This is a genomic window from Pectobacterium hainanensis (assembly GCF_046237015.1).
GTDB lineage: Bacteria > Pseudomonadota > Gammaproteobacteria > Enterobacterales > Enterobacteriaceae > JBJYIN01.
Genome location: NZ_JBJYIN010000002.1, coordinates 23,735 through 44,380 on the forward strand (window position 1 = coordinate 23,735; position 20,646 = coordinate 44,380).

Annotated in this window: 20 protein-coding genes; 17 read left to right on the forward strand and 3 right to left on the reverse strand. The window is 48.7% G+C overall.

Going from position 1 to position 20,646, the window contains the following annotated elements; genetic code table 11:
* The first annotated feature begins 485 nt into the window (after positions 1-485).
* The 4 genes from ACKPVM_RS02185 to glnB all read left to right on the forward strand — a co-directional run bounded on the left by ACKPVM_RS02185 (position 486) and on the right by glnB (position 4,541).
* Positions 486-1,922 carry a sensor histidine kinase gene (locus ACKPVM_RS02185; RefSeq protein WP_409306517.1) on the forward strand — a complete coding sequence of 479 codons (1,437 nt, stop codon included), beginning with the start codon at positions 486-488 and terminating at the stop codon, positions 1,920-1,922.
* Between the two features lie 3 nt (positions 1,923-1,925).
* Positions 1,926-2,777 carry a two-component system QseEF-associated lipoprotein QseG gene (gene qseG / locus ACKPVM_RS02190; RefSeq protein WP_409306519.1) on the forward strand — a complete coding sequence of 284 codons (852 nt, stop codon included), beginning with the start codon at positions 1,926-1,928 and terminating at the stop codon, positions 2,775-2,777.
* Positions 2,774-4,111, forward strand: a complete 1,338-nt coding sequence (glrR, locus tag ACKPVM_RS02195; protein ID WP_409306521.1) for a two-component system response regulator GlrR — start codon at positions 2,774-2,776, stop codon at positions 4,109-4,111. Before qseG ends, glrR begins: the two co-directional genes overlap by 4 nt.
* 91 nt (positions 4,112-4,202) lie before the next feature.
* Positions 4,203-4,541, forward strand: a complete 339-nt coding sequence (gene glnB / locus ACKPVM_RS02200; protein WP_132458028.1) for a nitrogen regulatory protein P-II — start codon at positions 4,203-4,205, stop codon at positions 4,539-4,541.
* 69 nt (positions 4,542-4,610) lie between these two features.
* Here the strand turns inward: glnB and paeY are convergent, their stop codons facing one another.
* Positions 4,611-6,275 (reverse strand): pectin acetylesterase PaeY, encoded by a 1,665-nt coding sequence (gene paeY / locus ACKPVM_RS02205; RefSeq protein ID WP_409306523.1) that lies wholly within the window; start codon positions 6,273-6,275, stop codon positions 4,611-4,613.
* Between the two features lie 358 nt (positions 6,276-6,633).
* Positions 6,634-7,824 (reverse strand): NO-inducible flavohemoprotein, encoded by a 1,191-nt coding sequence (gene hmpA / locus ACKPVM_RS02210; RefSeq protein WP_409306525.1) that lies wholly within the window; start codon positions 7,822-7,824, stop codon positions 6,634-6,636.
* Positions 7,825-8,231: 407 nt separating this feature from the next.
* Here hmpA and glyA point away from each other — a divergent pair, with 407 nt between their 5' ends.
* From glyA to ACKPVM_RS02230, 4 genes are all read left to right on the forward strand, one after another.
* Positions 8,232-9,485, forward strand: a complete 1,254-nt coding sequence (gene glyA / locus ACKPVM_RS02215) for a serine hydroxymethyltransferase (protein ID WP_409306526.1) — start codon at positions 8,232-8,234, stop codon at positions 9,483-9,485.
* Between the two features lie 387 nt (positions 9,486-9,872).
* On the forward strand, positions 9,873-11,021 hold the full coding sequence (locus ACKPVM_RS02220) for a 3-phenylpropionate MFS transporter (protein WP_409306528.1): 1,149 nt from the start codon (positions 9,873-9,875) through the stop codon (positions 11,019-11,021).
* A gap of 52 nt (positions 11,022-11,073) precedes the next feature.
* Positions 11,074-11,733 (forward strand): DUF1007 family protein, encoded by a 660-nt coding sequence (locus ACKPVM_RS02225; protein WP_409306529.1) that lies wholly within the window; start codon positions 11,074-11,076, stop codon positions 11,731-11,733.
* Positions 11,730-12,794 carry a nickel/cobalt transporter gene (locus ACKPVM_RS02230; RefSeq protein ID WP_409306943.1) on the forward strand — a complete coding sequence of 355 codons (1,065 nt, stop codon included), beginning with the start codon at positions 11,730-11,732 and terminating at the stop codon, positions 12,792-12,794. The genes ACKPVM_RS02225 and ACKPVM_RS02230 overlap by 4 nt, the downstream gene beginning before the upstream one ends.
* Positions 12,795-12,954: 160 nt before the next feature.
* On the opposite strand, the gene suhB is transcribed toward ACKPVM_RS02230, so the two are convergent.
* A complete protein-coding gene (gene suhB / locus ACKPVM_RS02235; RefSeq protein WP_409306531.1) occupies positions 12,955-13,758 on the reverse strand; it encodes an inositol-1-monophosphatase in 804 nt (267 codons plus the stop codon).
* 120 nt (positions 13,759-13,878) lie between these two features.
* On the opposite strand from suhB, the gene trmJ reads away from it, so the two are divergent.
* The 9 genes from trmJ to iscX all read left to right on the forward strand — a co-directional run bounded on the left by trmJ (position 13,879) and on the right by iscX (position 20,618).
* Positions 13,879-14,604 carry a tRNA (cytosine(32)/uridine(32)-2'-O)-methyltransferase TrmJ gene (trmJ, locus tag ACKPVM_RS02240; RefSeq protein WP_409306533.1) on the forward strand — a complete coding sequence of 242 codons (726 nt, stop codon included), beginning with the start codon at positions 13,879-13,881 and terminating at the stop codon, positions 14,602-14,604.
* A 130-nt stretch (positions 14,605-14,734) separates the two neighbouring features.
* Positions 14,735-15,232, forward strand: a complete 498-nt coding sequence (gene iscR / locus ACKPVM_RS02245; RefSeq protein WP_409306535.1) for a Fe-S cluster assembly transcriptional regulator IscR — start codon at positions 14,735-14,737, stop codon at positions 15,230-15,232.
* A 295-nt stretch (positions 15,233-15,527) separates the two neighbouring features.
* Positions 15,528-16,742: an IscS subfamily cysteine desulfurase gene (locus ACKPVM_RS02250; protein WP_409306537.1), complete on the forward strand. Its 1,215-nt coding sequence runs from the start codon at positions 15,528-15,530 to the stop codon at positions 16,740-16,742.
* A gap of 24 nt (positions 16,743-16,766) precedes the next feature.
* Positions 16,767-17,153: a Fe-S cluster assembly scaffold IscU gene (gene iscU, locus ACKPVM_RS02255; RefSeq protein ID WP_136164859.1), complete on the forward strand. Its 387-nt coding sequence runs from the start codon at positions 16,767-16,769 to the stop codon at positions 17,151-17,153.
* 17 nt (positions 17,154-17,170) lie between these two features.
* Positions 17,171-17,494 carry an iron-sulfur cluster assembly protein IscA gene (iscA, locus tag ACKPVM_RS02260; protein WP_409306539.1) on the forward strand — a complete coding sequence of 108 codons (324 nt, stop codon included), beginning with the start codon at positions 17,171-17,173 and terminating at the stop codon, positions 17,492-17,494.
* Between the two features lie 90 nt (positions 17,495-17,584).
* Positions 17,585-18,103 (forward strand): co-chaperone HscB, encoded by a 519-nt coding sequence (gene hscB, locus ACKPVM_RS02265; protein ID WP_409306540.1) that lies wholly within the window; start codon positions 17,585-17,587, stop codon positions 18,101-18,103.
* A gap of 75 nt (positions 18,104-18,178) precedes the next feature.
* Positions 18,179-20,029 carry a Fe-S protein assembly chaperone HscA gene (gene hscA, locus ACKPVM_RS02270; RefSeq protein ID WP_409306542.1) on the forward strand — a complete coding sequence of 617 codons (1,851 nt, stop codon included), beginning with the start codon at positions 18,179-18,181 and terminating at the stop codon, positions 20,027-20,029.
* A gap of 3 nt (positions 20,030-20,032) precedes the next feature.
* Complete coding sequence (gene fdx, locus ACKPVM_RS02275; RefSeq protein WP_136154580.1) at positions 20,033-20,368, forward strand: ISC system 2Fe-2S type ferredoxin; 336 nt, start codon at positions 20,033-20,035, stop codon at positions 20,366-20,368.
* Between the two features lie 49 nt (positions 20,369-20,417).
* Positions 20,418-20,618, forward strand: a complete 201-nt coding sequence (gene iscX / locus ACKPVM_RS02280; protein WP_409306545.1) for a Fe-S cluster assembly protein IscX — start codon at positions 20,418-20,420, stop codon at positions 20,616-20,618.
* Positions 20,619-20,646: the final 28 nt, after the last annotated feature.

Sequence of the window (20,646 nt, forward strand, 5' to 3'; positions counted from 1 at the left end):
TGGTTTTGTTGATATGGATCGCAAATAAACTGATTCAACGGTAAGCTGAAAATAATAAATGATTATAAATTAATTGGTTATGTTTTTATTTGAATGTTGGCATAGTGTGTGCATAATATGCAGCGTTGCTCATTCGACTGGTTATGATTGCGCTGCTGGTTAGCAGGTATTTTTGCTCATAACACCCTGAATGACGCCAAAAGAAAGGGTGCCTATCGTCCACCAGACCGATAACCGTTTGTGAAAGCAACGTTATCAAGCATCGGGCGACACGTTGAGTGAGGCACCGCCTATTCAGTTACGTGGTCAGCAAGTGTATGTTGACCACGTAACGTCATCATTAATTCGTTTTACTCTCCTTTCTTGTCGATAAATTAGCGGTTTGTTCCCTGGTGCTTTCTTTTTGGTTGTTTTCGACGATCAAAAACGCGCCTGACGTTTTGATTAAATTCGGTTAGCATCAGTGCGGGTTGATAGGTAACAGGATGATTTCTTTGAAACGATGGCGTTTGTTTCCGCGTTCTCTGCGGCAACTGGTAATCATGGCTTTCTTGCTGGTATTGCTGCCTTTATTGGTATTGGCTTATCAGGCTTATCAAAGCTTGAATACGCTGAGCGAACAAGCGGCTGATATTAATAGAACCACATTAACCGATGCTCGTCGCAGTGAGGCGATGACCAGTGTGGCATTAGCAATGGAGCGTAGCTACCGCCAGTATTGCGTTCTGGACGATCAGACTCTCTCCACGTTGTATCAAAATCAACGTAAACAGTATTCTCAAATGCTTGATGCGCATGCGCCTATTTTGCCCGATCAACGTTACTATCAAACGTTGCGTCAGTATTTAACTCAGCTTGCAGAATTACGTTGTCATCAGAGCGGCCCCGATCGCGACGCAGCCAGTCTGTTGGAGAATTTTTCCCGCGCAAATGAGCAAATGGTACAAATGACGCGCGATGTTGTCTTTTCACGTGGACAACAGTTACAGCAGGCTATTGCCGAGCGCGGCCAGTTTTTTGGCTGGCAGGCGTTGTTACTTTTTCTCGTCAGCGTATTGCTGGTGGCTTTGTTTACTCGGATGATCATCGGGCCGGTCAACGGTGTCGAACGTATGATCAATCGATTAGGCGAGGGGCGTTCACTGGGTAATACCAGCACTTTTAAAGGCCCCCGTGAGATTCGTTCTCTGGCACAACGTATTATCTGGTTAAGCGAGCGACTGTCCTGGCTGGAATCTCAACGGCATGAATTTTTGCGGCACATCTCTCATGAGCTAAAAACACCGCTGGCAAGTTTACGCGAAGGGACGGAATTATTAGCTGATGAAGTCGTAGGGCCATTGACCGCCGATCAAAAAGAGGTTGTGGATATTCTGGATAGCAGCAGCCGACACTTACTCCAGTTAATCGATCAACTGTTGGACTATAATCGTAAGCTGGCCGATACGCCGACTGAGATGGAACGAGTCGAGATTGAGGAAATTGTCGATATTGTGGTGTCATCCCACAGCTTACCGGCCCGGACAAAGATGCTGCATACCGATATCGAACTGGATGTTAAATCGTGCTGGGCAGAGACCACGCTCCTGATGCGCGTCATTGATAATCTCTATTCCAATGCGGTGCACTACGGTAAGGAATCCGGTAACATTTGGATCTATAGCCGTCAGATTGGCAATCGGGTACAAATTGATGTAGCAAATAATGGGACGCCCATTCCTGATGCGGAACGCAGTATGATTTTTGAGCCTTTTTATCAAGGGAGCCATCAGCGTAAAGGCGCGGTAAAAGGCAGCGGTCTGGGGTTGAGCATCGCCCGGGATTGTATTCGCCGCATGCGAGGTGAGATGTTCCTGATAACGGTTGATTATGCTGATGTTTGTTTTCGTATTGAACTGCCTTTAACCTCTGAGAATGAATAAATAATGAATGCTTGGCTTGCCCATTCTTGCCCACAGCGCACGCTATCTCATGCCTCTTTGCGCCGAGTGCTTAAGGCTGTGGTGATATTATCCCCTTTGTTATTGTCTGCTTGTCATCATCCGGTGAACAACAGCATCTTATCGCCGGATACAGAAAACCCTACGCCAAAAGAACAGGTTACCGATTATCGTATCGCGCAATGTGAGCACCTGTGGCAGGTGGACGATCGTGACGCGATGAATAATGCGCTCTATTGGTTGCGTGCGATGGATTGTGCTGGGCGTTTAACTCAATTTCAGGCGCGTGAAGAAGCGTTACGTCTGGAGGACGAGAGTTGGGAGAATGCTTTTAAGCAGGGAATCCTGTTAGATAACGCAGGTATTACCCAAGCTGAGCGGCACCAGGTGTTGGAGCAGCTCAAACGATACCGGTTGGCTTTTCCGGCGGCGCTGAGACCATTGGTACAAACCTGGCGCGATCGACAGACGCTGTTTTTAGCGTTATCTGATGAACGTTTACGCTATAAACGTTTGCAAGATGCGAGCGATAAGCAGCTCGATACGCTGCGTATTCAACAAAATCACCTGCAATATCAACTCGAAACCACGACTCGGAAACTGGAAAATCTGACGGATATCGAACGCCAGCTATCCTCCCGTAAACAACTATCGGGTGAGTTGCCAGAGAACGATACCGAACATCGTGCGAATACGGGAGGAAGCCGTGAGAGCACCCGTATCAGTGAGTCACCAAAAGCGGCGTCAGATGCGATCAAAGCAGAAGACACCTACACTCCGCCTATGACGTCAGGTACAAGTAAAACGGCGACAAACAAGGATCTCAAAAATCAATGACTGCGCGTAAATCGGCAAACTTACTTCTGGTGGATGACGATCCCAGTTTATTAAAGTTGTTGGGAATGCGCCTGACGAGTGAGGGTTTTAGCGTCACGACGGCGGAAAGCGGTCAGGATGCGCTGAAATTATTAAGCAGAGATCAGATTGATCTGGTTATCAGCGATCTGCGTATGGATGAAATGGATGGTATGGCGCTGTTTTCGGAAATTCAGCGTCATCAACCCGGCATGCCGGTGATTATCCTGACGGCCCACGGCTCGATTCCTGATGCGGTGGCGGCAACTCAGCAAGGTGTTTTCAGCTTTCTCACCAAGCCTGTCGATCGTGATGCGCTGTATAAGGCCATTGATGAAGCATTGGCTCTGTCTGCCCCTGTAGGGGATGAACACTGGCGTGAGAGCATAGTTACACGCAGTCCGTTGATGTTACGTCTGTTGGATCAGGTCAAAATGGTGGCGCAGTCGGACGTTAGCGTATTAATCAATGGCCAGAGCGGAACAGGAAAAGAAGTGCTGGCACAAGCTATTCACGCGGCCAGCCCACGAGCTAAGAAAGCGTTTATCGCGATTAACTGCGGCGCATTGCCTGAACCTCTGTTGGAATCAGAGCTGTTTGGTCATGCAAAAGGCGCTTTTACCGGTGCCGTCAGCAGCCGTGAGGGGCTATTTCAGGCGGCAGAAGGCGGGACGTTATTCCTGGATGAAATCGGGGATATGCCGCTATCGTTACAGGTAAAATTGTTGCGTGTTTTACAAGAGCGCAAAGTTCGTCCGCTGGGCAGCAACCGAGATTTAGAGATAGATGTCAGGATTATTTCCGCGACTCACCGCGATTTGCCAAAAGCGATGGAAAAAGGCGAGTTTCGTGAAGATCTGTATTACCGCCTGAATGTGGTCAATATGAAACTGCCGACGTTGAATGAACGGTCGGAAGACATCCCTCTGTTGGCTAACCATTTACTGCGTGAGTCGGCGGCCCGGCATAAACCGTTTGTGCGCACCTTCTCAACCGATGCGATGAAACGGTTGATGACGGCGAGTTGGCCGGGTAATGTGCGGCAATTGGTTAACGTCATTGAGCAGTGCGTGGCTTTGACCAGCGCGCCTGTCATTAGTGAAGCGCTGGTGGAACAGGCTCTGGAAGGGGAAAGCACAGCATTGCCGACATTCGTTGAAGCTCGCCATCAGTTTGAGCTGAACTATTTGCGTAAATTGTTGCAGATAGCCAAAGGCAATGTGACGCAAGCTGCTCGCATGGCGGGGCGTAACCGAACCGAGTTTTATAAACTGTTGGGTCGCCATGGGTTGGACGCCAACGATTTTAAAGAATAATGTCGATAGATTGTGGGCTTGGATGCTGGCAATCTTATTGTTTACTGATGCCCGGCTTCGGCCGCAACATAGGTAATACTAAGGTTCTTCAATGAAAAAAATTGATGCGATTATTAAGCCGTTCAAACTGGACGATGTTCGTGAGGCGTTAGCTGAAGTGGGTATCACCGGGATGACGGTAACGGAAGTTAAGGGTTTTGGTCGCCAGAAGGGGCATACAGAACTGTACCGTGGTGCTGAATACATGGTCGATTTTTTACCTAAAGTAAAAATCGAAATCGTTGTTTCGGACGATATTGTTGATACTTGTGTGGAAACCATCATGCAGACGGCGCAGACCGGAAAAATTGGTGATGGGAAAATCTTTGTTTTTGATGTCGCGCGTGTCGTGCGTATCCGTACTGGCGAAGAAGACGAAGAAGCGATTTAATCACTGAGCAGCATTGATCATCGGTTTTCTTGTGGAAGCCAACCCGATGAGGTTGGCTTCCACATGTCATTATGAGCGATGACCCGTCTTCACTATTTTATCCGTTAATGTTTTTAATTCTGGCGTCTGCTTTATGGCCTCGGCGACAATTTCCGAGACGGCGATAGCGCCTTTCTTCTGGAAATGTGTGGTATCCGGGTTGGTCAGGCTTCCTGCCTGATTACGGTAGAAGGGGTATTTTGCCGGATCAACGGCCAGCCAGTATTGTTTCCAGTGGTGACTATTTCCCTGATTAGCGAGCGCAATGGTCGCAGGCTCAATATCCAGTAGGATCGTTTTGTTCACTTTGGCGGTGTCTTTGATCGTCTGGCTGTAATCACCGACAAAGGCATACCCGCCTTCCTGATTCTGTTGGGTAAAGTGGCGGTGCACGGTCGGCGTCCCTTCTTTCCCTTCGGCAGTGCGGACACGCGTAGTGGGGGTCAGTAACACAGGCGTCATTTTATGCAGACGGGCAAAACTGATATAACGTTCCAACGTTGTTTGAAATGACATATCAGCCTTGCCTTGAGGGGCCTGACGTTTACCCGAGGTATCGTTAGGATATGTACATAGGTTGGCTACATCGGCAACGCCTCGAACGGGTCTGGCGTTGTTGCAGTTTTGGTCGTTATGACCCATTTGAATGAACAGGTAATCTCCCTCTCTCATTAGTGGTTGCATCTGACGGAACCACCCCTCGTAAAAGTAATCACGTGAACTTCGACCGGCGCGAGCGCCATTGACCACTTTTATGCCGCTTTCTTTTGTAAACTGTTGCTCAAAAACCTGCCCCCATCCCATGCGAGGAAAGCGTGCTTTTTCATAGGTTGCGGCAGTGGAGTCGCCAACCAGAAAAATACGGACGTTTGCTTTTTTGATCTCATCCAGGTGTTGGCGAGCGTAATGGTAATCCAGTGGTTCATAGTCCCCTTGGTTATTCAGGCCGACAATAGGTCGAAAATTACTGTCGGTTAGCACGGTGTGCCCCGAGTAACCGGTATCATTGTAGTAGTTTCGATTATGGTTAATAACGTTAACAATATTTGTGACAGCTTCCTGCTGCGAATCTGGGTATGTCAGCGGATCGAAATGTGTTGGGGCTGAAACCCCCACTTGTCTTAATGCGGCGTTAAAACCCGCATGAAAAGCAGCATTAGCCTTTTTCCACGCATGGATATCAAGCTTTGGCGAGGTAGCATCGTCCGCTAATTGTTGCGGCCCGATATAGCCTGCTGCTACGGCGACGTCAGAAACGATACGGTCAGTGAGCGGATTGATATTAACGATATTATCTTTGCCCGATTGTAACGTAGGTGCCAGTGCCGTCAGGCAGATAGCCCTGGGAATATTATTGATCAGGCAATTATTACCGCCGGATTCAATCGCCGAGAGACGCAACGGTGTGGTCAATTCTGCAACATCAATATGATATTTACCTTGTTCATCCGTTTGAGCCTGCCTGCGTTGACCTTGCTGATCTTTGATAATAATGGTGGCAGGAAGATGTATTTCCCTGTGGGTTAGCTGGCCTGTCAGCGTTGTGTGTTCGGCCAGTTTAGTGCCAGTCATTATCTCAATAATGCTTTGTTGTTTTGTATGGTGCGCAGTATTGGATGTCACGGCATACGCCATCATTGAGGGAACAGAAAACAGAATGGCGCAGGCCACACTCTTGGAAAAACATTTTGGCATGGTTGGACATATTCCTTGTTGCATGAGTCAAAGAGCGTATTGATCGGAATTTGCATGTCGTGAGACAGAGCGTAATTTTATAATTCAATGGATTGGAAAATGCTGTTTTTTTATTTTTACCTAATCTGTAGTGGAAGTGTGTGAAATGACCATTCATGAAAAATGAAATATTATTTTAATGAGCGTTATTCATTGTGTGACCAAGATCTTTTTATCGATGCAGTAGGTCGGCGAACTTAGCAAATTGTGATCGATATCGTTAAGGTGTCGCATCTCCTTATCCAGCTTATCGGCATGTGTTGTCAATAAAAAAGGCCGCAAAAGCGGCCCGGGGAGTTTGATCCGTCACCAATGAGGGTTAGACGACTTTGTGTGGACCAAAACATTCGTAATGCAGGCGATCGGGTGAAATCCCCATCTCCAGCAATTGTTGGGCGGCAAACTGCATGAATAAGACGGGGCCGCATAGGTAATAGTGCATATTAGGAATGGTTAACTCATCAGAAAGCACATTGAGTTGCATCAGACCCTGAGAGTGAAAATCCTTATTGGCACGATCTTCAGGTTGTGGTTCCCGGTACCAAATTTGCTGCTGAAACATCGGTAACTCTGCGCCAATTTGAGCGATTTCATTGGCAAAAGCATGCGTCGTGCCATTTTCTGCGGCGTGTAGCCACAGGACATTGGCCTGATGTTGTCGTTGCTTCAGGAAATGCAACATGCTTAACATTGGTGTTTGGCCGACACCAGCAGAGATTAACGCAATAGGCGTCGAGGTCGGTTGGTCGAGGAAGAAATCGCCGTGTGGTGCGGCCAGATGGATAACATCGCCTTCGCGTGCAACGTTATGAAGGTAACTCGATACTGCACCTCTTTCTTCACGTTTTACCGCGATACGATAATATTTTCCGTTGGGTTCGTGGGTCAGGGAATATTGTCTGATCTCTTGATTCTCAAAGCCGTCATGCCTGATATAGACCGCCAGATATTGTCCCGGCTGGAAATCTGCTATGGGTTGTTCATCAGTTGGAGCCAGCATGAAGCTGGTGATGACGGTGCTTTGTGGCTGTTTAGCAATAATGCGGAAAGGCCGTACGCCAGACCAGCCACCGATTTTGGTTTCGGCATCCTTGTAGATATCGCTTTCTCGTTGGATAAAAACATTTGCCAGTACGCCATAGGCTTTACCCCAGGCATCCAAAACGTCCTGACCGGGGTTAAAGAGCTCATCCAGCGTTGCCAGTAAATGCCCGCCGACAATCTGATATTGGTCCGGGTGAATATTAAAACTGGCATGCTTTTGTGCGATACGCTCTACAGCGGGCAGTAATGCTGAGAGGTTGTCGATATTGGCCGCATAAGCGCAAATCGCATTGAATAACGCTTCACGCTGATCGCCGTTGCGCTGATTGCTCATATTGAAAATATCTTTCAATTCTGGGTTATGAGTAAACATGCGTTCATAAAAATGCGCAGTCAGCTTTGGACCTGTCTCAGATAATAACGGGATAGTGGATTTAATCGTTGCGATAGTTTGGTGATCCAGCATGGTGGCTCCTTACGTATTAGGTGCTTATAAGTTGTATTTTAAATGCATCTTATAGATGTTGCCGATCGCTGTAAATTACCCCGTTAGTGGTAGGGGTTGTTTTAATCCTCATGTTTCGGGCTCCTGCTACACAACGTTTGTTATACAGCGTTGAAAAATGCGCCTGCGTTTTTTGATGCTAGCGTTATCAACATGAAGAAAGAACAGGTTGAAAATGAAGAAAACTCTGCTTTGCATTGTTTATCTTAAATCCTTACAGGCCTTGTGCTGTCTGGAGCTAATCGTTTGCGTAAAAACCTCTGTCAAGACCTATCTTCATTAGGGATAAACGGTTTACACTATAGGCCAGTGCCCGAGTGGGTGATTTTTTCCAGTATATTTACGTTAGCTGAGTCAGGAGATGCCGGATGTTAAAGCGTGAAATGAACATTGCCGATTATGATGCAGAACTGTGGCAAGCAATGGAGCAGGAAGTGGTGCGTCAGGAAGAGCACATTGAACTGATTGCGTCAGAAAACTATACCAGCCCACGTGTTATGCAGGCTCAGGGCTCTCAACTGACAAACAAGTATGCTGAAGGTTATCCGGGCAAACGTTACTACGGCGGCTGTGAGCATGTCGATGTCGTCGAGCAACTGGCTATCGATCGTGCGAAAGCGCTGTTTGGCGCAGATTATGCCAACGTGCAACCACACTCCGGCTCGCAGGCGAACTTTGCAGTTTATACCGCGCTGCTGCAACCGGGTGACACCATCCTGGGGATGAACTTGGCGCACGGTGGTCACTTGACACACGGTTCTCCGGTTAACCTGTCTGGTAAACTGTATAACGTCATTCCTTATGGCATCGACGAAAGCGGTAAAATCGACTATGACGAAATGGCCGAATTGGCGCGTACCCATAAACCTAAGATGATCGTTGGCGGCTTCTCTGCCTATTCTGGCGTGGTTGACTGGGCGAAAATGCGTGAAATTGCTGACAGCATCGGTGCTTATCTGTTTGTCGATATGGCGCACGTTGCGGGTCTGGTTGCAGCGGATGTCTATCCGAGCCCGGTTCCTCATGCTCACATCGTGACGACGACGACCCACAAAACGCTGGCGGGTCCGCGTGGTGGTTTGATCCTGGCGAAAGGCGGCGACGAAGATCTGTATAAGAAACTGAATTCTGCAGTATTCCCTGGTGGTCAGGGTGGCCCATTGATGCACGTTATCGCAGGTAAAGCGGTTGCGCTGAAAGAAGCGATGGAACCCGAATTCAAGGTTTACCAGCAGCAGGTCGCGAAAAATGCCAAAGCGATGGTAGAAGTCTTCTTGTCTCGTGGCTATAACGTGGTTTCCGGCGGCACCAGCAACCACTTGTTCCTCCTGGATCTGGTGAGTAAGAATATTACTGGTAAAGACGCGGATGCTGCGCTGGGTCGTGCGAATATCACTGTTAACAAGAACAGCGTGCCGAACGATCCTAAGAGCCCGTTCGTGACTTCTGGTGTGCGTATCGGTACGCCTGCGGCAACGCGTCGTGGCTTCAAAGAAGCAGAAGTTCGTGAGCTGGCTGGCTGGATCTGCGATGTGTTGGACAATATCAACGACGAAGCGACGATTGAACGCGTGAAACAGAAAGTTCTGGATATCTGCGTTCGCTTCCCTGTTTACGCATAATTCAGCATTTTTCTGACATCACTGTCGGAACATATCCTCAACGCCAGCCTGTGTGCTGGCGTTTTTTATGGCGGCCATCCCTGGCCGCCACCCTGCGGGCCGTCGCAAGCGACGTTGAAAAACGTTCCCCACGTTTTTTTATGGCGTACCATCTTTGGCCACTACCCAGCGGGCCGTTGCCGACACAACGTTAAAAATTTCTCCCAGACATTTTTTAGACTTGTCGATCATGGCTGATACATTCATCCCTGTTTAATGGCGAATAACGCGTTGCGCCGTTGGATGCTCTCTGACACAGTAATTGGCAAAAAAGAGTCACCAGCAAAAAAAGTTGGCGCATTTTCGGTGGTTCGTCGGTAGCGAACTTCGCTATCAAAGGGAGAGGTTATGGTTTTACAATCAATGCGTTGGCTGGCGTTAAGCTATTTCACATACTTTTTTTGTTACGGCATTTTCCTGCCGTTTTGGGGCGGGTGGTTGAAAGGAGAAGGGCTCTCCGCTGAATCGATCGGGATGTTGCTTGGTGCCGGCTTGGTTGCCCGATTTGTTGGGAGTCTGATTATTACGCCGAGTATTAAAGATCCTTCCAGACTGATTAGTGTACTCCGTGTGCTGGCGTTATTGGCGTTACTTTTGTCGGTGGGGTTCTGGTTTGGAAATGCCTGGCTTTGGCTGATGTTTGTGATGATTGGCTTCAATTTGTTTTTTGCCCCGCTTGTCCCGTTGACGGATGCACTTGCGGCCACCTGGCAACGTCAAATTGTCATGGATTACGGTAAGGTGCGAGTGTGGGGATCGATTGCATTTGTGATTGGCTCAGCTGTCACGGGGGAATTGGTCGCTGTTTGGGGACATTCCGCTATTCTGGCTATCTTGAGTGTTGGGTTAGTGACTATGCTATTGGGGATGTTGTTTCAGCCAAGCATCATGCCGATGGCTGTTGCCTCTTCGGCTCGTCCTGACGCGGTTACTCCATGGGCAACATTGTTAAAGACACCAACGGTGTGGCGCTTTCTACTTTGTGTTTCTCTGTTGCAGGGCGCTCATGCAGCCTACTACGGTTTTAGCGTTATTTATTGGCAAAGCGAAGGCTATTCCGCATCGGTTATTGGTTACCTTTGGTCATTAGGCGTGGTTGCTGAAATTATCATTTTTACCTTTAGTCAATCCTTGTTTAAGCGCTGGAGCGCCCGTCAACTTCTGTTGCTTTCTGCCGTGTGTGGCATAGTGCGCTGGACGTTGATGGGGTCAACAGTGGCCTTGCCCTGGCTGGTTGTGATACAGATACTGCATTGTGGTACGTTTGCCGTTTGCCACCTTGCGGGGATGCGTTTTATTGCGGCGCATACTGGAGGGGAAGTGTTACGCCTGCAAGCGGTATACTCGGCGTTGGCGATGGGGGGCGGTATCGCGATAATGACGATGGTTTCTGGTTTTCTGTTTGAATATTTTCAACAGGGTACGTTTTTGGTCATGGCATTGTTGGCTGTCCCCGTATTATTTATCCGTCCTGCCGTGGATCATAAAGCAACCTGATAGATGGCGTTTTGTCGTGGGTGTGAGCAGAATGTAGGACTATGAGAAAGTTATGTTACATTATAACGCTTTAAAATATTGGCACAGGCAGATAGCATTAACAGCATTCGGTATGTTATTGAGTTTGCCTGTTTTTGCCCATCCACATAGTTTTATTGATATGCAAACAACTGTTGAAAGTCACGACGAGCAGATTACTGGTTTACGTATGCAGTGGACGATGGATCCGCTCACTTCTGCCGATCTGCTTTATGACGCTGGTGATGCTGCCAAAGGTTCTGAAGTATGGAAAAAACTGGCGGCCGAAGTGATGGCTAACGTCATTGGGCAGCATTACTTCACCGAAATATACCGTGATAAGCAGCCAATAAAATACGCATCAATGCCCACGGAATATCATCTTTCCCGCAGTGGAAACCAGGCTGTATTGGAGTTTGTTTTGCCGTTGGCGCATCCTCAATCGCTGATTGGCGAGCCATTGCAAATCTTGACTTATGATCCCAGCTACTATGTCGATATGTCCTATCAGAGCGAAAATGCGATCAAGTTGGCGACGGTAGTCGCATCTCGTTGCAAAACTACGCTGGTCACTCCCAAACCTAGTCAAGACTTGCAGTCATACGCGCTCTCGCTGGATAAAGATGATTCGCCAGGGGAAGATATGGAACTGGGTAAACAATTTGCCCAGCGAGTAACGTTACAGTGTCGATGAATCTGAATGTCGCACGGCACCGTGTGTCAGTGTTAACGCGAATATTCAGGTTGTGGCCGCTGTGGTCGTTTCTCTTTCTGCTAGGGCTGGGGATCCGATGGGCCGTGGTCTATTGGCCGCAGATATTACTACAGAGCACTATCTGGCAAAAATCATTGCATCAGCAGATGTCATCGCTGTTACAAATGGTAGAAGCGCAGCCTCATCAGGCAGGCCTGAGCCTGATGGCATTTAGTCTGGCCTATGGTGTGCTGCATGCCGTCGGGCCGGGGCATGGTAAGGTCGTGATTATGACCTATCTGGCTACCCATCCTTCCCGGTTGAAAAGTAGCCTTCGCCTGACATTCTCTGCGTCGTTGGTGCAAGGGTTGATGGCGGTGCTGCTGGTTTCTGTGGTCTTGGGAATGTTGCAGCTTTCCAGCAAGACACTGCATATCAGTAGTTTCTGGCTGGAAAAAGGGAGCTTTATTTTAGTTGCCGGTGTGGGGGGCTTACTTTGTTATCGGGCGATAAAACAGTTGTGTTCCCGCGTTTGGCTGGATAAACCAAAACCTATCACGATTCTGAGTGTGCGTTCCATTAGTCCGTCAGGTTTTAATAACATCCCTCGCGTAAGCAAAACATTTGTCTCTGATCACCAGCATGATGAACATTGCGGATGTGGTCATCGTCATCTTCCCAGTAACGAAGAACTCAACCGGGATACACACTGGCGCACCCGCCTGATGATTGTATTCGCTATGGGGATGAGACCTTGCTCTGGTGCGATATTAGTCTTGCTGTTCTCTAAAGTGATTGGCGTCTATTTTTGGGGGATTGCATCGGCGTTGGTGATGGCGTTAGGGACGGCATTAACTATTTCTATGCTGGCAATGCTAGTGTTTTACTGCCGCCGCTTGATTGAGCGTTTAAGCCGTAGTGGTACTTCTTCAACCTGGCAGCGTGTGGTTTGGCCTCTATTGTCGCTGGCTGGTGGGGTGATGCTATTCGGCACTGGCGTCTTGTTTTACCTGAGTGCGGAACCAAGCATGATGGGCGGCATTCGTCCGTTTTCTGGTTGATCTTGTCGCGGTATCAATATTTTCTGAAGTAACGGTGTCCCACTGTAGGGTGATTTTGTTCTGAGGTTATAGCAGAACGCAACGATCAAACCAAAAAGAAGGGCATCTGAGGCAGTCGTGCACCCGATAGAGCACACGACCAGAAAGAAAGTGCGATCGATTAACGCTTTAGCGCATCACTCAGTTCGTCACGGATGGTACCCAGAATGGATTTCACTACGCGCGGATTACCCGCGACCAGATTACCAGAAGCAAGATAGTTATGTCCGCCAACAAAGTCGGTTACAATGCCGCCAGCTTCACGTACCAACAACTCACCACCCGCGAAGTCCCAAGGTTTCAGACCTATCTCAAAAAAGCCATCGACCCGACCCGCCGCCACATAAGCCAGATCAAGTGCTGCGGAGCCTGTACGACGAAAATCGGCACATTGCGCAAATAACGCTTCAACCATTTTCATATAGCTTTTAGTGTGCTGTTTCAATTTGAACGGGAAACCTGTTGCCAGAACGGTTCCATCCAGATCGCGAGCGCTGCTGCTGCGCAGACGATAACCATTCAACTGCGCACCCTGACCGCGGGTAGCCGTGAAAAGTTCATTGCGCATTGGATCGTAAACAACGGCGACTTCGGTGCGGCCTTTGATACGTACCGCGATAGAAACAGCAAAGTGGGGGAAACGCTTGATAAAGTTGGTGGTGCCATCCAGTGGATCGATAACCCATTGTACATCATGATCTTCGCCAACCAATTCACCGCACTCTTCACCAATGATGGTGTGCTGCGGATAAGATTTACGGATGACTTCAATGATCAGACGCTCAGCATCCCGATCGACATTGGTAACAAAATCATTACTGCCTTTTTGACTGGCTTCTACAGCGTCAGGCGTTTCATAATTTTTAGCAATTAAATTACCGCCTTTACGCGCAGCGCGTATCGCGATATTGAGCATCGGGTGCATGGTATCGTCCACTAGAATGTTAAAGAACAGGAAAGCGGGGCGCATTATAGCAGGGGAAAATGAAAATACCTAAGTTTGTGTTAAGATATCCCGATTTCCTTTTCGCATGATAGAGTTTGCATGTTACATAATATTCGCATTGTGCTGGTTGAAACGTCTCACACGGGTAATATGGGTTCTGTTGCCAGAGCAATGAAAACAATGGGATTGAGTCAGTTATATCTGGTCAATCCGTTAGTTAAACCTGACTCTCAGGCTATTGCGCTGGCCGCTGGCGCAAGTGATGTGATTGGTCATGCTACCCTGGTGACGTCATTAGATCAGGCGCTTGAAGGTTGTAGTCTGGTGGTAGGAACCAGCGCTCGTTCACGCACGTTACCCTGGCCGATGCTTGAACCGCGAGAATGTGGGGTACGTGCGGTGCAGGAAGCTGAGCACGCGCCTGTTGCGCTGGTTTTTGGCCGTGAGCGTGTTGGTTTAACCAATGATGAGTTGCAGAAATGTCACTATCATGTCGCTATCCCAGCCAATCCTGAATATAGCTCGTTAAATCTGGCGATGGCGGTACAGATTTTGGCTTATGAAGTGCGCGTTGCCCACTTGGATTATCTTCAGTCGGGTAAAGACATTCACGGCGAAACGCCTTATCCGCTGGTGGATGATCTGGAACGTTTTTATCAGCATCTTGAGCAGACTTTGCAGGAAACCGGCTTTATTCGCCAGGCCCATCAGGGGCAGGTGATGAATAAGTTGCGTCGTCTGTTTACGCGTGCTCGACCGGAAAGTCAGGAACTGAATATTCTACGCGGCATATTAAGTTCAATTCAGAAAAATACCGATGCGTAATAGATGAATAATACTTGAGTAAATTACTTGGTTAAATAGTTGACTAAATTACTCGGGAATGTCAGACTCGGTCTACGTTTTGCCAATACATGTTTTCATAATACATGTTTTATCTACAGGTACCACTATCATGAGACTGACATCTAAAGGCCGCTATGCCGTTACCGCCATGCTCGATGTGGCTCTGCATTCTCAGGAAGGCCCCGTTCCGTTGGCCGACATTTCTGAACGTCAGGGTATTTCCCTTTCCTATCTGGAGCAGTTGTTTTCACGCCTTCGTAAAAATGGTCTGGTTGCCAGCGTGCGCGGCCCGGGTGGTGGTTATCTTTTGGGTAAAGGTGCGAATGAAATTGCGGTTGGCATGGTGATTTCTGCCGTAGACGAATCGGTTGACGCAACGCGTTGCCAAGGACGTGAAGGGTGTCAGGGTGGCGATCGCTGCCTGACCCATACGTTATGGCGCGACCTGAGCGATCGTATTACTGACTTTCTGAACAACATTACGTTGGATGAACTTGTCAATAATAAAGAAGTGCTGGATGTGGCAGACCGGCAGGATGCAGATGCTCGCCGCACAACCGCCAATGGTCGTATTCAAGATACTATCAACGTTAATCTACGTGCCTGAAGTCGTTTTGCGGGTATATACACTAAATAATTCGAGTTGCATGAAGGCGGCAAGTGAGGGAATCCCGATGAGCTTACTTGAGTAAGTGATTCGGGTGAGTGAGCGCAGTCAACGCACAGGCAACTTGAAGTATGACGGGTATAGAGGGTGTTTGCGATGGCAAGCACCCACATGGTTTTTTCAACGTCAATATTAACAACGTATAGCGTCTGCCCCACGGGGTAAGGGCAATATAGCCCATAGATAAAACAAGGCGCTTTGCACGTTTCGAAGTGATGTACGGAGTTTATGAGCAATGAAGTTACCGATTTATCTTGATTATTCAGCGACGACGCCGGTTGATCCGCGCGTGGCTGAAAAAATGATGCAGTTTCTGACCCTGGACGGTACGTTTGGCAACCCTGCTTCCCGTTCCCACCGTTTTGGCTGGCAGGCAGAAGAGGCTGTTGATATCGCCCGTAATCAAATCGCTGAGCTCGTTGGCGCCGATCCGCGTGAAATTGTATTCACCTCGGGTGCAACCGAAGCCGATAACCTCGCAATCAAAGGTGCCGCTAATTTCTATCAGAAGAAAGGCAAGCACATTATCACCAGCAAAACTGAACACAAGGCCGTTTTGGACACTTGCCGCCAGCTTGAGCGTGAAGGGTTTGACGTCACTTATCTCGCGCCTCAGCGTAACGGCATTATTGATCTTAAAGAACTTGAATCCGCGATGCGTGATGACACCATTCTCGTTTCCATCATGCATGTGAATAATGAGATCGGTGTGGTTCAGGATATCGCGACCATCGGCGAAATGTGCCGTAGTCGCGGAATTGTTTTCCATGTCGATGCCACTCAGAGCGTGGGAAAATTACCGATTGACCTGAGTCAATTGAAAGTCGATCTGATGTCTTTCTCCGGCCATAAAATTTATGGTCCGAAAGGGATCGGTGCGCTCTACGTTCGCCGTAAACCCCGTATCCGTATTGAAGCGCAGATGCACGGTGGGGGGCACGAACGGGGTATGCGTTCTGGCACGTTACCGGTTCATCAGATTGTCGGTATGGGTGAAGCTTATCGTATTGCTAAAGAAGAGATGGATGCAGAAGTTGTACGCCTGCGTGCATTACGCGATCGTCTCTGGAATGGCATTAATGATATCGAAGAAGTCTACCTGAATGGTGATATTGCTCAGGGCGCGCCAAATATCCTGAATGTCAGCTTTAACTATGTTGAAGGTGAATCGCTGATTATGGCGTTGAAAGATCTGGCGGTTTCGTCGGGTTCTGCCTGTACGTCTGCCAGTCTTGAACCCTCTTACGTGCTGCGTGCGTTGGGAATGAATGATGAGCTGGCGCATAGTTCGATCCGTTTCTCGTTGGGGCGTTTTACCACGGAAGAAGAGATCGACTACACCATCGAATTGGTGCGTAAATCCATTGGCCGCTTGCGCGATCTTTCTCCTCTGTGGGAAATGTTCAAGCAGGGCGTGGATATCAGTAGCATCGAATGGGCACATCATTAATTCATCAGATCGGGGACGACTATTATGGCTTACAGCGAAAAAGTAATTGATCACTACGAAAATCCACGCAACGTGGGTTCATTTGATAACGCCGATCCTAGCATTGGTAGCGGCATGGTGGGTGCACCTGCCTGTGGCGATGTGATGAAGCTACAGATCAAAGTGAATAATGACGGCATTATCGAAGATGCGCGCTTCAAGACCTATGGCTGTGGTTCTGCCATCGCGTCTAGCTCGCTGGTTACCGAGTGGGTAAAAGGCAAATCGCTCAACGAAGCAGAAGCGATTAAAAATACGCAGATTGCTGAAGAGCTTGAACTGCCACCGGTGAAAATTCACTGCTCCATTCTGGCAGAAGACGCCATCAAAGCGGCGATTGCGGACTATAAAAGCAAGCGTGAAGCTAAGTAACGAATGCCGAGGTTATTATGTCGATTTCCCTAAGCGACAGCGCAGCACAACGAGTTAGCGCGTTTATGACCAACCGGGGTAAAGGACTTGGCCTTCGCCTTGGTGTAAGGACATCTGGCTGTTCTGGTATGGCGTATGTGCTGGAGTTCGTCGACGACGTAAATGAAGATGATGTGATATTCGAAGACAAAGGCGTCAAAGTCATTATTGACGGTAAAAGCCTGGTTTATCTGGATGGCACAGAATTGGATTTCGTCAAAGAAGGGTTGAACGAAGGTTTTAAATTTAATAACCCTAACGTTTCAAGTGAATGCGGTTGTGGCGAAAGTTTTAACGTCTGATGTGACCATGCTTTCCCTGCTACTTTCGCTGAGTAAGCGGAAGTAGCAGCGGCAAATAATCGCAATGACCCAAAACCACCAGAGTACGCTATGGATTACTTTACGTTATTCGGGCTGCCTATTCGCTATGATGTGGATGGCAGCCTGCTTGCTTCCCGTTTCCAGGAACTGCAACGTCAGTTCCATCCGGATCGTTATGCCACTCAGCCGGAAAGGGAGCGCCTGTTGGCGATGCAGCAGGCCGCTACTATCAATAGTGCTTATCAGGCATTGAAACATCCGCTGAAACGTGCGGAGTATATGTTATCTTTGCACGGTTTTGATTTAAGCAACGAGCAGCATACGCTACAAGATACGGCTTTTCTGATGGAACAGCTTGAGCTGCGTGAAGAGCTGGATGCGATTGAGCATCGTTCTGATGCCGAAACGGCACTGGCTGAATTTGCTGAGCGATTGCAGGTCATGCTGGTTAAACGTAGTACAAAAATGCGTAGCGAATTGGATCACGAGTCGTGGATCGATGCTGCGGATACCGTGCGCAAGCTGCGCTTTTTAGACAAACTCCAGCAGCAGGTTGAACAACTCGAAGAACGATTGCTGGATAGATAACTGTTTAATTCGGTTGGGAATCACAATGTGTCAGACACGGGGCGTTTCCCGCCGGCCAATTGATGGAAGCTCAATATGGCCTTATTACAAATTAGCGAACCCGGCCTGAGTGCCGCGCCGCATCAGCGGCGTTTGGCTGTAGGCATTGATTTAGGCACCACCCATTCTCTGGTTGCTACCGTACGTAGCGGTGAAGCGCAAACTCTCGCGGATTCAGCGGGGCGCGATCTGTTGCCTTCTGTCGTTCACTATCATGCTAAAGGACACGTTGTCGGTTGGGAGGCTCGGGAACTCGCAGCCTCTGATCCCATGAATACCGTCAGTTCCGTTAAGCGTATGATGGGACGTTCATTGGCAGATATTCAACAGCGTTACCCGCATTTACCTTATCAATATCGCACGAGCGATAACGGCCTGCCGCTCATCCAAACTCATGCTGGCGAGTTAAATCCCGTACAGGTTTCGGCCGATATTTTATCTGAGCTGTCCCAGCGTGCACAGGATGCATTAGGCGGTATGCCAGATGGTGTTGTGATTACGGTACCTGCTTATTTTGATGATGCCCAACGTCAGGGCACCAAGGATGCCGCTCGGTTATCTGGTTTGCATGTGCTGCGTTTGCTGAATGAACCAACAGCGGCTGCGATTGCCTATGGCCTTGATTCCGGCCAGGAAGGGATTATCGCGGTTTACGATTTGGGCGGTGGAACGTTTGATATCTCCGTTCTGCGTTTAAGCCGTGGCGTTTTTGAGGTGTTGGCTACCGGTGGTGATTCTGCGCTGGGTGGGGATGATTTCGATCACCTTCTGGTTGAGTGGTTGCAGGAGCAGTCAGGGATCACAACCGGTGACGATCATCAATTGCAACATGCGTTACGCGTAGCAGCCATTCAAGCCAAGATCGCATTGAGTTCGGCTGATTCGGTGGAGATCGATGTTGCTGGTTGGCAGGGAACGCTGACCCGTGCGTGTTTCAATGCGCTCATCGCACCGTTAGTCAAGCGCACGTTGCTTGCCTGCCGTCGTGCGTTGAAAGATGCAGGCGTCACGCCAGATGAAGTACAGGAAGTTGTCATGGTGGGGGGATCGACGCGCGTACCGCTTGTACGTGAACAAGTGGGCAACTTTTTTGATCGAATACCACTCACGTCGATCGATCCCGATAAAGTCGTGGCGGTTGGTGCGGCGATCCAGGCGGATATTCTGGTCGGTAATAAGCCTGATAGTGAAATGCTGCTCTTAGATGTGATCCCGCTTTCATTAGGGCTAGAAACCATGGGGGGATTGGTTGAAAAAATCATCCCGCGCAATACCACGATCCCCGTTGCCAGAGCGCAGGAATTTACGACGTTCAAAGATGGCCAGAGCGGCATGATGATTCATGTTCTGCAAGGTGAGCGTGAAATGGTTCAGGATTGCCGTTCGCTTGGGCGGTTTTCTCTACGTGGCCTTCCTCCATTACCCGCTGGTGGTGCTCATATTCGTGTTACCTTTCAGGTGGATGCGGATGGGTTATTGAGTGTGACCGCAATGGAGAAATCTACGGGGGTAGAAGCCTCTATACAGGTCAAACCTTCTTATGGCTTAAGCGACACGGAAATTGCGACCATGATTAAGGACTCTATGCTGAATGCCAAGGAGGATGTGAGCGCCAGAATGTTGGCTGAGCAGAGAGTGGAAGCGGCGAGAGTGCTGGAAAGTTTGCAGAGCGCGCTAGCAGCAGATGCTGACTTACTGACCGATAATGAAAAAGCTGCCATTGGCGTAGCGTCCGATCGCCTGAATCAAGCTGTTCAGGGAGAGGTTGCGTCAGCGATTGAAGCTGCAATTAAAATATTAGATCAACAAACTCAGGAATTTGCTGCCCGCCGTATGGATGCGTCTGTTCGTCGCGCGCTGGCGGGCCATTCTGTGGATGAGGTGTAAATAATGCCTAAAATTGTCTTTCTGCCCCACCAGGATCTTTGTCCTGAAGGTGCAGTTTTGGAAGCAGAACGCGGTGAAAGCATATTGAATGTTGCTTTACGTAACGGTATTGAGATTGAACATGCTTGTGAAAAATCCTGCGCTTGTACGACGTGTCATTGCATCGTTCGTGAGGGGTTCGACTCTCTTGCCGAGAGCACGGAGGATGAGGATGACATGTTGGATAAGGCTTGGGGGCTGGAACCTGAGAGCCGACTAGGGTGTCAGGCACGTATAGCCAATGAAGATTTGGTGGTAGAGATCCCTCGCTACACGATTAATCATGCTCGTGAACATTAATAGCTTGATGCAACGATAATAGTTTGGTGCAACGATCAGGAGCCTTGTTATGGGATTGAAATGGACGGATAGCCGTGAGATCGGCGAAGCGCTTTACGATCAATATCCCGATGTTGATCCAAAAACGGTACGTTTTACTGATATGCATCAGTGGATCTGCGAACTGGATGAGTTCGATGATGTGCCAGAGGCTTCCAATGAAAAAATTCTGGAAGCGATCCTACTGGTTTGGTTAGATGAAGCGGAATAAACGTTAACAGTATGGGCTGCCATTGGCA

Excerpts from the sequence above, each read along its gene's own strand:
- ACKPVM_RS02185 (WP_409306517.1), top strand. The coding sequence starts at position 486 with ATGATTTCTTTGAAACGATGGCGTTTGTTTCCGCGTTCTCTGCGGCAA.
- qseG (WP_409306519.1), top strand. The coding sequence starts at position 1,926 with ATGAATGCTTGGCTTGCCCATTCTTGCCCACAGCGCACGCTATCTCAT.
- glrR (WP_409306521.1), top strand. The coding sequence starts at position 2,774 with ATGACTGCGCGTAAATCGGCAAACTTACTTCTGGTGGATGACGATCCC.
- glnB (WP_132458028.1), top strand. The coding sequence starts at position 4,203 with ATGAAAAAAATTGATGCGATTATTAAGCCGTTCAAACTGGACGATGTT.
- paeY (WP_409306523.1), bottom strand. The coding sequence starts at position 6,275 with ATGCCAAAATGTTTTTCCAAGAGTGTGGCCTGCGCCATTCTGTTTTCT.
- hmpA (WP_409306525.1), bottom strand. The coding sequence starts at position 7,824 with ATGCTGGATCACCAAACTATCGCAACGATTAAATCCACTATCCCGTTA.
- glyA (WP_409306526.1), top strand. The coding sequence starts at position 8,232 with ATGTTAAAGCGTGAAATGAACATTGCCGATTATGATGCAGAACTGTGG.
- ACKPVM_RS02220 (WP_409306528.1), top strand. The coding sequence starts at position 9,873 with ATGGTTTTACAATCAATGCGTTGGCTGGCGTTAAGCTATTTCACATAC.
- ACKPVM_RS02225 (WP_409306529.1), top strand. The coding sequence starts at position 11,074 with ATGTTACATTATAACGCTTTAAAATATTGGCACAGGCAGATAGCATTA.
- ACKPVM_RS02230 (WP_409306943.1), top strand. The coding sequence starts at position 11,730 with ATGAATCTGAATGTCGCACGGCACCGTGTGTCAGTGTTAACGCGAATA.
- suhB (WP_409306531.1), bottom strand. The coding sequence starts at position 13,758 with ATGCACCCGATGCTCAATATCGCGATACGCGCTGCGCGTAAAGGCGGT.
- trmJ (WP_409306533.1), top strand. The coding sequence starts at position 13,879 with ATGTTACATAATATTCGCATTGTGCTGGTTGAAACGTCTCACACGGGT.
- iscR (WP_409306535.1), top strand. The coding sequence starts at position 14,735 with ATGAGACTGACATCTAAAGGCCGCTATGCCGTTACCGCCATGCTCGAT.
- ACKPVM_RS02250 (WP_409306537.1), top strand. The coding sequence starts at position 15,528 with ATGAAGTTACCGATTTATCTTGATTATTCAGCGACGACGCCGGTTGAT.
- iscU (WP_136164859.1), top strand. The coding sequence starts at position 16,767 with ATGGCTTACAGCGAAAAAGTAATTGATCACTACGAAAATCCACGCAAC.
- iscA (WP_409306539.1), top strand. The coding sequence starts at position 17,171 with ATGTCGATTTCCCTAAGCGACAGCGCAGCACAACGAGTTAGCGCGTTT.
- hscB (WP_409306540.1), top strand. The coding sequence starts at position 17,585 with ATGGATTACTTTACGTTATTCGGGCTGCCTATTCGCTATGATGTGGAT.
- hscA (WP_409306542.1), top strand. The coding sequence starts at position 18,179 with ATGGCCTTATTACAAATTAGCGAACCCGGCCTGAGTGCCGCGCCGCAT.
- fdx (WP_136154580.1), top strand. The coding sequence starts at position 20,033 with ATGCCTAAAATTGTCTTTCTGCCCCACCAGGATCTTTGTCCTGAAGGT.
- iscX (WP_409306545.1), top strand. The coding sequence starts at position 20,418 with ATGGGATTGAAATGGACGGATAGCCGTGAGATCGGCGAAGCGCTTTAC.